Annotated in this window: 10 protein-coding genes; all 10 read right to left on the bottom strand. The window is 67.2% G+C overall.

The annotated features are described in order from the left end of the window. Window positions 1-362 (bottom strand): GTP-binding protein (locus IH13_RS0101800; RefSeq protein WP_037840655.1); only part of this gene is annotated, 362 nt, incomplete at its 3' end. 38 nt (window positions 363-400) lie between these two features. Further along, complete coding sequence (rpsG, locus tag IH13_RS0101795; protein ID WP_018101248.1) at window positions 401-871, bottom strand: 30S ribosomal protein S7; 471 nt, start codon at window positions 869-871, stop codon at window positions 401-403. A 2-nt stretch (window positions 872-873) separates the two neighbouring features. Further along, window positions 874-1,245, bottom strand: a complete 372-nt coding sequence (rpsL, locus tag IH13_RS0101790; RefSeq protein ID WP_003948652.1) for a 30S ribosomal protein S12 — start codon at window positions 1,243-1,245, stop codon at window positions 874-876. A gap of 359 nt (window positions 1,246-1,604) precedes the next feature. Continuing rightward, window positions 1,605-1,871: a DUF3592 domain-containing protein gene (locus IH13_RS0101785; protein WP_158791012.1), complete on the bottom strand. Its 267-nt coding sequence runs from the start codon at window positions 1,869-1,871 to the stop codon at window positions 1,605-1,607. A gap of 213 nt (window positions 1,872-2,084) precedes the next feature. Next, window positions 2,085-2,486 carry a DUF3592 domain-containing protein gene (locus IH13_RS0101780; protein WP_234433189.1) on the bottom strand — a complete coding sequence of 134 codons (402 nt, stop codon included), beginning with the start codon at window positions 2,484-2,486 and terminating at the stop codon, window positions 2,085-2,087. 234 nt (window positions 2,487-2,720) lie between these two features. Next, window positions 2,721-6,620: a DNA-directed RNA polymerase subunit beta' gene (locus tag IH13_RS0101775; protein ID WP_031080442.1), complete on the bottom strand. Its 3,900-nt coding sequence runs from the start codon at window positions 6,618-6,620 to the stop codon at window positions 2,721-2,723. 129 nt (window positions 6,621-6,749) lie between these two features. Continuing rightward, the gene (gene rpoB / locus IH13_RS0101770) at window positions 6,750-10,235 is read right to left on the bottom strand and encodes a DNA-directed RNA polymerase subunit beta (protein WP_031080441.1); all 3,486 of its coding nucleotides are present in this window, start codon (window positions 10,233-10,235) and stop codon (window positions 6,750-6,752) included. Between the two features lie 600 nt (window positions 10,236-10,835). Further along, complete coding sequence (gene rplL / locus IH13_RS0101765; RefSeq protein WP_031080440.1) at window positions 10,836-11,219, bottom strand: 50S ribosomal protein L7/L12; 384 nt, start codon at window positions 11,217-11,219, stop codon at window positions 10,836-10,838. A gap of 84 nt (window positions 11,220-11,303) precedes the next feature. Next, the gene (rplJ, locus tag IH13_RS0101760) at window positions 11,304-11,861 is read right to left on the bottom strand and encodes a 50S ribosomal protein L10 (RefSeq protein WP_031080439.1); all 558 of its coding nucleotides are present in this window, start codon (window positions 11,859-11,861) and stop codon (window positions 11,304-11,306) included. A 302-nt stretch (window positions 11,862-12,163) separates the two neighbouring features. After that, the gene (locus IH13_RS0101755) at window positions 12,164-13,102 is read right to left on the bottom strand and encodes an SCO4651 family lipoprotein (RefSeq protein WP_031080438.1); all 939 of its coding nucleotides are present in this window, start codon (window positions 13,100-13,102) and stop codon (window positions 12,164-12,166) included. Between the last annotated feature and the right edge of the window lie 110 nt (window positions 13,103-13,212).

The raw sequence follows: 13,212 nt of genomic DNA, 5'->3' as shown, positions 1-13,212 counted from the left end.
CGCTGATGTGTATAAGAGACAGCACCGTCGAACACGGTGACGGCGCCGTCGAGGACGCGGAGCGAACGCTCCACCTCGACGGTGAAGTCCACGTGGCCCGGGGTGTCGATGATGTTGATGGTGTGGTCAACATCGTTCAGCGGCCAGTGGCAGGTCGTCGCGGCGGACGTGATCGTGATGCCGCGCTCCTGCTCCTGCTCCATCCAGTCCATCGTGGCGGAACCCTCGTGGGTCTCACCGATCTTGTAGCTCACACCGGTGTAAAAGAGGATCCGCTCGGTGGTGGTCGTCTTCCCCGCGTCGATGTGGGCCATGATCCCAATGTTGCGGACCTTGGCCAGGTCAAGCGAAGTGGTGGCCATAAGGCTCAGTCTTCTCTCGGTCTCGATGGGGTGAGCGACTACCAGCGGTAGTGCGCGAAGGCCTTGTTGGACTCGGCCATCTTGTGGGTGTCCTCACGCTTCTTGACAGCTGCGCCAAGACCGTTGGAGGCGTCGAGCAGCTCGTTCATGAGGCGCTCGGTCATGGTCTTCTCGCGGCGGGCGCGGGAGTAACCGACGACCCAGCGCAGCGCGAGGGTGGCGGCACGACCGGGCTTGACCTCGATCGGCACCTGGTAGGTGGCGCCACCGACACGGCGGGACTTGACCTCGAGCGAGGGCTTGACGTTCTCGAGCGCGCGCTTCAGCGTGATGACCGGGTCGGCGCCGGTCTTCTCGCGAAGACCTTCCATGGCGCCGTACACGATCCGCTCGGCGGTGGAACGCTTGCCGTCGAGCAGGATCTTGTTGATCAGCGACGTGACAAGAGGAGAGCTGTAGACCGGGTCGATGATGACCGGGCGCTTCGGGGCGGGGCCCTTACGAGGCATTCTTACTTCTCCTTCTTGGCGCCGTAGCGGCTGCGGGCCTGCTTGCGGTTCTTGACACCCTGGGTGTCGAGCGAGCCGCGGATGATCTTGTAACGAACACCCGGCAGGTCCTTCACACGGCCACCACGCACGAGCACGATGGAGTGCTCCTGCAGGTTGTGCCCCTCACCCGGGATGTAGGCCGTGACCTCGATGCCGGAGGTCAGACGCACACGCGCGACCTTACGGAGTGCCGAGTTCGGCTTCTTCGGGGTGGTCGTGAACACACGCGTGCAGACACCACGACGCTGGGGCGAACCCTCGAGCGCGGGCGTCTTGTTCTTCTCGACCTTGTCCTGCCGGCCCTTCCGGACCAGCTGCTGGATCGTAGGCACTACTTCTCCGGTTTCTGTGTGCCGTTCGTGAAACTAACCTGAAACACCCACCGACCCACGCGGTCGGGTGTGTCGAATACTGCAAGCTCCCGCCACAAGGCCGAAAGAGCGCAGATTGCAGTGGCCCCTAACGGACTCGCCGTGCGGCTGAGTACACGCACACGAGCCCAGGCACACCCCAGGCACAAGGCTTGAGCGTACCTACCGCACGGAGCTGGGTCAAAACAAATGCTGCTCGGCCGGCCGGGCGAGCTGACCGGAACCGCACGAACGGGGGGCCCACCCCGCCGTCGGCACCGCACGGACGGCACCGCCGTCCACGCCCCGCGAGCGGGGTCACGCCCCGCCCGCCGAGGGGTTCAGCCGCCGAGTATCCAGACCAGGAGGCCGATCCCCGGAGCCAGGACGACCAGCGCCAGGACCGACCAGGCGTACGCCACCCCGTACCTGACCGGGGCCACCTCCGCGTTCTTCGGGTGGCGCGGATCATGGAGCACGTCCACCGGCTCCCCCACCCGCGCACACGCGGCGGCCGTCGAAGGGCCCAGGCAGCGGAAGGATTCTCCCGATTCCGTCTCGAACCCGACCACCACGGCCACGCCGTTCCTCCCGTAGGTGTACCTCACGCAGGTGCCCCGTGCCCGGAAGCCCCTGACGCGCAGGACGAACATCCGCCAGGCCAGGCCGCCCAGGGCCCGGAGACGCCCGGCGACAGCAGGGCGTGCGGGACGAAGTGCGCCGAGCCCGAAGCGGCCGGGTGCAGGCGCGCCCTACGTGCATCCGAGCGGGCGCCGGCCACGAGGGGAAGGTGCCCGGCGGCGACGGCTGCCTTCCTCTGGTCACGTCCGCCCGATGCCGTTGAAGAGGAAGACCGCCGACAGGACGAGGCAGCCGACGGCGAACCCGTAGGAACCGATGCCGGTGGCGACACCGTTCACCAGGGCGTTCGCCTTCCCCGCCGGGTCGTACGTCACCTGCGCCGTGTCACCGACGGGCACCGGGACGGTCGCCCGGGCCCGTGACCACACCCTGTGCCGACGCCCGTCCCCGTCGACGTAGCGGACGCTGCTCGCGACCAGTCCGCCGGACGTCCATCTCAGCGTGACGCAGGTCCCCTGCGCGACCTCCGCCCGTCCGCTCCGCATGAACGCGTCGTGCCGCAGCCGGAGATACCCGATGTACGCGCCGTAGACGGCCGGCCCCGCGGCGGTGAGGAAGAAGAGCAACGCCGGTACGTCCATGGCCGCAGGGTACCCACACCGGCCCGGCACGCCCCTGGGCCGCCTCCACCGCCCCGCACACCACCGTCGGGGGCAGCCGGGGACCACAGGCGCGCCCTCGACGCCCCGGAGCCCTCCCGGTGGCCCCGCACCGCGTCCGCCGGACCGGCCGGTCGCCCTGGGACGACACTCCGGCACGCAGAAGGGCGCCTCCCGCGGACCGTGGTCCGCAGGAGGCGCCCCTCTCACTCACTTCTACTGGTTGTACGGACCGTAGTCGTAGTCCTCCAGCGGAACGGCCTGGCCGGAGCCCGTGCCGAACGGCGAGTAGTCGATGTCGTCGTAGCCGACGGCCGAGTACATCGCGGCCTTGGCCTCCTCGGTCGGCTCCACCCGGATGTTGCGGTAGCGGGACAGACCCGTACCGGCCGGGATGAGCTTACCGATGATGACGTTCTCCTTGAGGCCGATGAGCGAGTCGGACTTGGCGTTGATCGCCGCGTCCGTCAGCACTCGGGTCGTCTCCTGGAAGGAGGCGGCCGACAGCCAGGACTCCGTCGCCAGCGAGGCCTTGGTGATACCCATCAGCTGCGGACGGCCGGAGGCGGGGTGACCGCCCTCGGTGACCACACGACGGTTCTCGGTCTCGAACTTCGACCGCTCGACCAGCTCGCCCGGCAGCAGCTCCGCGTCGCCGGACTCGATGATCGTCACCCGGCGCAGCATCTGCCGGATAATGATCTCGATGTGCTTGTCGTGGATCGACACACCCTGCGAGTTGTAGACCTTCTGGACCTCGCCGACCAGGTGGACCTGGACCGCGCGCTGACCGAGGATCCGCAGCACGTCGTGCGGGTTGGTGGCACCGACGGTGAGCTTCTGGCCCACCTCGACCGGGTCGCCCTCGCCGACCAGCAGACGGGCGCGCTTGGAGATCGGGAACGCCGTCTCCTCGCTGCCGTCGTCCGGGGTGACGACGATCTTCTTGGTCTTCTCGGTCTCCTCGATCCGGACGCGGCCGGCCGCCTCCGAGATCGGGGCGACGCCCTTGGGCGTACGGGCCTCGAAGAGCTCGACGACACGCGGCAGACCCTGGGTGATGTCGTCACCGGCCACACCACCGGTGTGGAAGGTACGCATCGTCAGCTGGGTACCGGGCTCACCGATGGACTGGGCGGCGATGATGCCGACCGCCTCACCGATGTCGACCAGCTTGCCGGTGGCGAGCGAGCGTCCGTAGCAGAAGGCACAGGTGCCGACCGCGGACTCACAGGTCAGGACCGAGCGGGTCTTGACCACCTCGACGCCGGCGCCCACCAGGGCGTCGATCAGGACGTCACCGAGGTCGACGTTGGCAGGCGCGATGACCTTGCCGTCGACGACGACGTCCTCGGCGAGCATGCGGGCGTAGACCGAGGTCTCGACGTCCTCCGTCTTGCGGAGCACACCGTCCGCGGCCCTGTCGGCGATCCGCAGCTTCAGGCCGCGGTCGGTGCCGCAGTCCTCCTCGCGGATGATCACGTCCTGCGAGACGTCCACCAGACGACGGGTCAGGTAACCCGAGTCGGCGGTACGCAGGGCGGTGTCCGCCAGACCCTTACGGGCACCGTGCGTGGAGATGAAGTACTCCAGCACCGTGAGGCCCTCACGGAAGGACGCCTTGATCGGACGCGGGATGGTCTCGTTCTTCGCGTTCGACACCAGACCACGCATACCCGCGATCTGACGCATCTGCATCATGTTTCCTCGGGCACCCGAGTCGACCATCATGAAGATGGGGTTCGTCTTCGGGAAGTTCGCGTTCATCGCCTCGGCGACCTCGTTGGTCGCCTTGGTCCAGATCGCGATGAGCTCCTGCGTGCGCTCGTCCTTGGTGATCAGACCGCGCTCGTACTGCTTCTGGACCTTCTCGTCCTGCTCCTCGTAGCCCTTGACGATGGCCTTCTTGGCCTCGGGCACGACGACGTCGGAGATGGCCACGGTCACACCGGAGCGGGTCGCCCAGTGGAAACCGGCCGCCTTCAGGTTGTCGAGCGTCGCCGCCACGATCACCTTGGGGTAGCGCTCGGCCAGGTCGTTGACGATCTCGGAGAGCTGCTTCTTGCCCACCGAGTAGTCGACGAACGGGTAGTCCTCGGGCAGCAGCTCGTTGAAGAGCGCGCGGCCCAGGCTCGTCCGCAGCCGGAAGGTGTCACCCGGCTGGTACTCGGGCTCGCCCTCCTCGGCGACCGGCGGCACCCAGCCACGCGGCGGGATGGTGCCCACCGGGAAGCGGATGTCGACCTTCGCCTGGAGCGAGAGCTCGCGGGCGTCGAAGGCCATGATCGCCTCGGCCGTGGAGCCGAAGGAACGGTCCGTGCCCTTGACGTCGCGGCCCTCGTCGTCCGTGGTGAGGAAGAAGAGGCCCAGCACCATGTCCTGGGTCGGCATGGTGACGGGACGGCCGTCGGCCGGCTTCAGGATGTTGTTCGAGGACAGCATCAGAATGCGGGCCTCGGCCTGCGCCTCCGCGGAGAGCGGCAGGTGCACGGCCATCTGGTCACCGTCGAAGTCCGCGTTGAACGCGGTGCAGACGAGCGGGTGGATCTGGATGGCCTTGCCCTCGACCAGCTGCGGCTCGAAGGCCTGGATGCCGAGGCGGTGCAGGGTCGGCGCACGGTTCAGCAGCACCGGGTGCTCGGCGATGACCTCTTCGAGGACGTCGTACACGACGGTGCGGCCGCGCTCGACCATGCGCTTGGCCGACTTGATGTTCTGCGCGTGGTTCAGGTCCACCAGGCGCTTCATCACGAACGGCTTGAAGAGCTCCAGCGCCATCGCCTTCGGCAGACCGCACTGGTGCAGCTTGAGCTGCGGACCGACGACGATCACGGAACGCGCGGAGTAGTCCACGCGCTTGCCGAGGAGGTTCTGACGGAAACGGCCCTGCTTGCCCTTGAGCATGTCGCTCAGGGACTTCAGCGGACGGTTGCCCGGTCCGGTGACCGGACGGCCACGGCGGCCGTTGTCGAACAGCGCGTCGACGGCCTCCTGCAGCATCCGCTTCTCGTTGTTCACGATGATCTCGGGGGCACCGAGGTCGAGAAGGCGCTTGAGGCGGTTGTTGCGGTTGATCACGCGGCGGTACAGGTCGTTCAGGTCGGAGGTCGCGAAGCGGCCACCGTCCAGCTGCACCATCGGACGCAGGTCCGGCGGGATGACCGGCACGCAGTCGAGCACCATGCCCTTGGGCTTGTTGCTGGTCTGCAGGAACGCCGAGACGACCTTGAGGCGCTTGAGCGCACGGGTCTTCTTCTGGCCCTTGCCGGTACGGATGATCTCGCGGAGGCGCTCGGCCTCCTCGTCGAGGTCGAAGGACTCCAGGCGCTTCTGCAGCGCGGCGGCGCCCATGCAGCCGTCGAAGTACGTGCCGAAGCGGTCACGCAGCTCGCGGTAGAGCAGCTCGTCGCCCTCCAGGTCCTGGACCTTGAGGTTCTTGAAGCGGCTCCACACCTCGTCGAGACGGTCGATCTCGCGCTGCGCGCGGTCGCGCAGCTGCTTCATCTCGCGCTCGGCGCCTTCGCGCACCTTGCGGCGCACGTCGGCCTTGGCGCCCTCGGCCTCCAGCTCGGCCAGGTCGGTCTCGAGCTTCTTGGCGCGGTTCTCCAGGTCGGAGTCGCGGCGGTTCTCGATCTGCTGGCGCTCGACGGAGACGTGCGCCTCCAGCGACGGGAGGTCGCGGGTGCGGCGCTCCTCGTCGACGAACGTGATCATGTACGCGGCGAAGTAGATGACCTTCTCGAGGTCCTTCGGCGCGAGGTCCAGCAGGTAGCCGAGGCGCGACGGGACGCCCTTGAAGTACCAGATGTGGGTGACGGGAGCGGCGAGCTCGATGTGGCCCATGCGCTCACGGCGCACCTTGGCGCGCGTGACCTCGACGCCACAGCGCTCACAGATGATGCCCTTGAAGCGGACACGCTTGTACTTGCCGCAGTAGCACTCCCAGTCCCGGGTCGGACCGAAGATCTTCTCGCAGAAGAGTCCGTCCTTCTCGGGCTTGAGCGTGCGGTAGTTGATGGTCTCCGGCTTCTTGACCTCGCCGTGGGACCAGGTCCGGATGTCGTCCGCGGTGGCAAGGCCGATCCGCAGCTCGTCGAAGAAGTTGACGTCGAGCACTTGTCGTCAATCCCTCTTTCGGGGGTTCGAGCCCCCTCGCGTGACGCGAGAAATCGGGGCACTTCAGCAATGGTCTGAACGGGTCCGGGGAGAGCCGGCCGGATCAGGGGGATCCGGCCGGCCAGCCCGTCAGACCTCTTCGACGCTGCTCGGCTCGCGCCGGGACAGGTCGATACCGAGCTCCTCCGCCGCGCGGAAGACGTCCTCGTCCGTGTCGCGCATCTCGATGGACATGCCGTCCGAGGACAGCACCTCCACGTTGAGGCAGAGCGACTGCATCTCCTTGATGAGCACCTTGAAGGACTCGGGGATGCCGGGCTCGGGGATGTTCTCGCCCTTGACGATCGCCTCGTAGACCTTCACGCGGCCGGTGACGTCGTCGGACTTGATCGTCAGGAGCTCCTGGAGGGCGTACGCGGCGCCGTAGGCCTCAAGGGCCCACACCTCCATCTCACCGAATCGCTGACCACCGAACTGCGCCTTACCACCCAGCGGCTGCTGCGTGATCATGGAGTACGGACCGGTCGAACGGGCGTGGAGCTTGTCGTCGACCAGGTGGTGCAGCTTGAGGATGTACATGTACCCGACCGAGACCGGGTCAGGGAACGGCTCGCCGGAGCGGCCGTCGAACAGCTGGGCCTTGCCGGAGGGCTGGACCATCCGCACGCCGTCGCGGTTCGGGATCGTGGCCTGGAAGAGGCCGGAGATCTCGTCCTCACGCGCACCGTCGAAGACGGGCGTGGCGACGTTGGTGCCGGGGGCGACCTGGTCGGCGCCGATGACCTGCAGGCGCTGGGCCCACTCGTCGGCGAGACCGGAGACGTCCCAGCCGCGGCTGGCGAGCCAGCCGAGGTGGATCTCCAGGACCTGTCCCGGGTTCATTCGGGACGGGACACCCAGCGGGTTGAGGATGATGTCGACCGGGGTGCCGTCCTCCAGGAACGGCATGTCCTCGATCGGCAGGATCTTGGAGATGACGCCCTTGTTGCCGTGACGGCCGGCGAGCTTGTCACCGTCGGTGATCTTGCGCTTCTGCGCGACGTAGACGCGGACCAGCTGGTTCACGCCCGGCGGCAGCTCGTCGCCCTCTTCGCGGTCGAAGACGCGGACGCCGATGACCTTGCCGATCTCGCCGTGCGGGACCTTCAGCGAGGTGTCGCGCACCTCGCGCGCCTTCTCACCGAAGATCGCGCGGAGCAGGCGCTCCTCCGGGGTCAGCTCGGTCTCACCCTTGGGCGTGACCTTGCCGACGAGGATGTCGCCGGCGACGACCTCGGCACCGATGCGGATGATGCCGCGCTCGTCGAGGTCGGCGAGGACCTCCTCGGAGACGTTCGGGATGTCCCGGGTGATCTCCTCCGGGCCGAGCTTGGTGTCACGGGCGTCGACCTCGTGCTCCTCGATGTGGATCGAGGAGAGGACGTCGTCCTGCACGAGGCGCTGCGACAGGATGATCGCGTCCTCGTAGTTGTGGCCCTCCCACGGCATGAACGCCACGAGGAGGTTCTTGCCGAGCGCCATCTCGCCGTTCTCGGTGGCGGGACCGTCGGCGAGGACCTGGCCCTCGACGACCCGGTCGCCCTCGGAGACGACGACCTTCTGGTTGACCGAGGTGCCCTGGTTGGAGCGCGAGAACTTGGCGATGCGGTACGTGGTGTACGTGCCGTCGTCGTTGGTGACGGTGATGTAGTCCGCGGAGACCTCCTGGACCACACCGTCCTTCTCGGCCTTGAGCACGTCACCGGCGTCGGTGGCGCAGCGGTACTCCATGCCGGTGCCCACGAGCGGGGCCTCCGACTTGATGAGCGGCACCGCCTGGCGCATCATGTTCGCGCCCATGAGGGCACGGTTGGCGTCGTCGTGCTCCAGGAACGGGATCATCGCGGTGGCGACGGACACCATCTGGCGCGGCGAGACGTCCATGTAGTCGACCTCCGTGCCGGGCACGTAGTCGACCTCCCCGCCACGGCGGCGGACCAGGACGCGGGGCTCGGTGAAGCGCAGCTCGTCGGAGAGCGTCGCGTTCGCCTGGGCGATGACGAAGCGGTCCTCCTCGTCGGCCGTGATGTAGTCGACCTCGTCGGTGACCTGGCCGTCGACGACCTTGCGGTACGGCGTCTCGATGAAGCCGAACGCGTTGACGCGGCCGTACGAGGCGAGCGAACCGATCAGACCGATGTTCGGGCCTTCGGGGGTCTCGATCGGGCACATGCGTCCGTAGTGGGACGGGTGCACGTCTCGGACCTCGAAGCCGGCCCGCTCACGGGAGAGACCACCCGGACCGAGCGCCGACAGGCGGCGCTTGTGGGTGAGACCCGACAGCGGGTTGTTCTGGTCCATGAACTGCGACAGCTGGCTGGTGCCGAAGAACTCCTTGATGGAGGCGACGACCGGCCGGATGTTGATCAGGGTCTGCGGCGTGATCGCCTCGACGTCCTGGGTGGTCATGCGCTCGCGCACGACGCGCTCCATACGGGCGAGACCCGTACGGACCTGGTTCTGGATGAGCTCGCCGACGTTGCGCAGGCGGCGGTTGCCGAAGTGGTCGATGTCGTCGGTCTCGACGACGATCTCCCGGCCCGACTCACCGATCGTCTCGGTCTCGCCGGCGTGCAGCTTCACCAGGTACTTGATGGTGGCGATGATGTCGTCGCTGGTGAGGACACCCGCGTCGAGCGGCTCGTCGGCGCCGAGCTTCTTGTTCACCTTGTAGCGGCCGACCTTCGCGAGGTCGTAGCGCTTCGGGTTGAAGTAGAGGTTCTCCAGCAGCGTCTGGGCCGCCTCGCGCGTGGGCGGCTCGCCCGGGCGCAGCTTGCGGTAGATGTCGAGCAGCGCGTCGTCCTGGCCCTGGGTGTGGTCCTTCTCCAGGGTGGCGCGCATGGACTCGTACTCGCCGAACTCCTCGAGGATCTGCTCGGTGGTCCAGCCGAGCGCCTTCAGGAGGACGGTGACGGACTGCTTGCGCTTGCGGTCGATGCGGACACCGACCATGTCGCGCTTGTCGATCTCCATCTCCAGCCAGGCACCCCGGGACGGGATGATCTTGGCGGAGAAGATGTCCTTGTCGGACGTCTTGTCGATGGAGGAGTCGAAGTAGACGCCGGGCGAGCGGACGAGCTGCGACACGACGACACGCTCGGTGCCGTTGATGACGAAGGTGCCCTTGTTGGTCATGAGCGGGAAGTCGCCCATGAAGACCGTCTGGGACTTGATCTCGCCGGTCTCGTTGTTGGTGAACTCGGCGGTGACGAAGAGCGGGGCGGCGAACGTGAAGTCGCGCTCCTTGCACTCGTCGATCGAGTTCTTCGGGGGCTCGAAGCGGTGGTCGCGGAACGTCAGCGACATCGACCCGGAGAAGTCCTCGATCGGGGAGATCTCCTCGAAGATCTCCTCCAGGCCGGACTTGGTGGGGACGTCTTGTCCGCTGTCCAGAGCAGCCTCGACGCGAGCCTTCCACGCGGCGTTGCCGAGGAGCCAGTCAAAGCTCTCGGTCTGCAGCGCGAGGAGGTTCGGAACCTCGAGGGGCTCCTTGATCTTTGCAAAAGAGATGCGCAGCGGGGCGGTGCTGGCACCGTTGTTCGTATTCGAGGTCGAGGCGTTGCGCGAGGCGGCCAAGAGGGGGTCCTTCCGAGGGCTCGGACTCACTACGCGCGTACCGGCCCCAAGCCCCACACAGCGACAGAAATCCCCAGGTCAGGAAAGATCCGGTCATCGGTGCTAGGCGTGGGCATGCCCCTGGTGACGGGCAGGAGGCAGCTAACAGGCAGCGCAAAGGGTCAGTGTAGCCAACTGCCACACTGATGTCCAGTCGGGGTACTCAGAGACCCACGTAGCTCGCAACAGCTGTTCTCAACACCTATGAATAGACCTCGCGCGGTGCGCGCTCTTCTTTACTGCCCTCTTCGCTCACGATCCATGCCTCGGAACCGGATCGAGATGACGACGCGTCCTGAGAATTGCGCGCCGCGTGCGGTTCGTCAAGGCCCCGAGGCCCGGACGGGCCCCCCGCGATCTTCACCCGTCGACCGGGGACCCCGGTTGACGCCCCCGGAGGAACGCACGGCGAAGATCACCCTACTCGTCACCGGCAGAAGATCAAGGCAGCCTCCCGGAGCACGCCGAAGGGCGACCACCCGGATGGGTGATCGCCCTTCGCGATGTGACTTCCCCGCACGCGGCAGGGAGCGCCCTAGCGGAGTCCGGGGACTCCAGGGGTCACTTGACCTCGACGGAGGCGCCGGCGGCCTTGAGGGACTCGGCAGCCTTGTCCGCGGCCTCCTTGGCGACCTTCTCGAGGACCGGCTTCGGGGTGCCGTCGACGAGGTCCTTGGCCTCCTTCAGACCCAGCGAGGTCAGCTCACGCACGACCTTGATGACCTGGATCTTCTTCTCGCCGGCGCCGGTGAGGATGACGTCGAACTCGTCCTGCTCGGCCTCGGCCTCGGCCGGGGCGCCACCCTGGGCGGGGCCGGCAACGGCGACCGCGGCAGCGGCGGTGACGTCGAACTTCTCCTCGAAGGCCTTCACGAACTCGGAGAGCTCGATGAGGGTCATGCCTTCGAACTGCTCGAGCAGGTCGTCCTGGGACAGCTTCGCCATGACAGGCGTCCTTCCACTATTCGGCTGGTGCCGGATGTATGTGTCGGCGGGCGTACGTGGAGCCCGCTGGACCGCTGAGCGTGATTACTCTGCGGCCTCGGCGGGAGCCGGAGTACCGGCACCGCCCTGCTCTTCCTTCTTGGCGCGAAGCGCTTCCGCGGTGCGGACGAACTTCGACGGCAGAGCCTGGAAGAGCTGCGCAGCCTGAGTCTGCTTGCCCTTCATGGCACCGGCCAGCTTGGAGAGCAGAACCTCGCGGGACTCGAGGTCCGCGAGCTTCTTGATCTCATCGGCGGACAGCGCCTTACCGTCAAGGACACCGCCCTTGATGATGAGGTTGGGGTTGTCCTTGGCGAAGTCACGAAGACCCTTCGCCGACTCCACCGGGTCACCGGTGACGAAGGCAACCGCCGTCGGACCCGTGAACAGGTCGTCCAGCGCGTTGATCCCGGCCTCGTTGGCCGCAATCTTGGTCAGCGTGTTCTTCACCACGGCGTACTGGGCGTTCTCACCGAGCGAACGGCGCAGCTGCTTGAGCTGGGCCACGGTGAGACCCCGGTACTCGGTCAGCACGGCGGCGTTCGAGCTGCGGAACTGGTCCGTCAGCTCGGCTACCGCGGCAGCCTTGTCGGGCCTTGCCATGAGCGTCGGCCTCCTTCCGGGTGATGAGGACCGCTCAGAAGGGGCCGGGAAAGACGAAACGCCCCGGCGCGAGTGCCAGGGCGTAGCTCAACCGAACGAAATCCGGGAGACCGGACGACGATCCGGGAGCTTTCCACAGTCACCTGCGCAGGTCGTCCGTCTCGACGGATCCTTCGGTCACCGGGCCCTACGATGAGAGCACAGCAACGACCAGCGGTCTTTGGCTTCTGGGAAAGACTACGGGAGCAGGTCCCGGTCAGGCAAATCGGGCCGACGGGGTGAACCTCGCCGGCCCGGCCGGGTCACGAACCCGTGGTGCCCGCGCCCGCGGCGCCGCCCGCTCCGAGCTCTTCGAGCATCTGCGCCAGGTCGAAGGTATCGCCGGCGGGCGGTGCCTTCACGGCGGTCGCCGTCCCGTAGTCCGAGTAGTCGGTGGACAGCCGGACCTCACCCTGCGGGGTGTCCATACCGACGTTCATCCGGATCGGGTAGCCGTCCTTGTCGACCCAGACCTCGGTGTCGTACCCCTTGATCCCGGACTTCTCGACGGTGTCCAGCAGGTCCTTGCGCTCCTTGTCGGTGAGGACGTCGAGCGACTCGTTGGCCTCCATCATCTCGTCGACCGTGAGCGAGCCCTTGTAGTGCTCGGTGTCCACGCCGTCGATCTTCTTCGCACCGACGTGCTTGAGGTTCGGCGACTCCAGGAGCACGGCGAGCTGCCTGGACGGGTCCTGGTTGGCGTTCTCCAGGCCGTTCGTCAGCTGCTTCTGGGTGGCCGCGTCGCCGGACTGCTCCGCCATGGCGGCGATGTCCATCTTCATCCAGCGCTTGCCGTCCATCTCCGACGCGGCCTGCTCGCCCATGTCCATGTACACGACGTTGTCGAGCATGAGCATGCGGATCTGCTCGGGGGCGTCCGGGGATGCCTGGAGGGCCTCGCTCTTCATGGTCATGTCCATCACGCCGGGGTTCCACCCCATCGTGCCGGTCATCTCCATCGTGCCGCCCGCACCCACGGCGGCGGGCATCTCCATCGTCATGTGCACCTTGGCCGACCCCGCGGCCGCGGTCTTCTTGTACGCGGCCGTCAGCACCTCGGTGGCCGCGGTCCCCGACCGGGACTCGGACTTCGGCGCGTCGGACGCCTTGTCCTTCTCCCCGCCCTGACAGCCTGCGAGACCCGCGATCACGACTGCTGCCGTCAGCGCGACACCTGCGCGCCTCCATGTGGACGTGCTCATGCCCCCACCCCCTGTTTGTCCGGTACTCGACCCCTGCACCGTAACGCACCCCACCGACAAACCAACAACGGGTAAAGCCCGCCCCCGCGGCTCCGGAGAGCGGCGGGGGG

Source organism: Streptomyces sp. NRRL WC-3549 (assembly GCF_000721935.1).
Classification (GTDB): Bacteria; Actinomycetota; Actinomycetes; order Streptomycetales; family Streptomycetaceae; genus Streptomyces.
The sequence above is the reverse complement of the archived record's forward strand: the minus strand, read 5'-3'. Positions and strand labels throughout refer to the sequence as shown.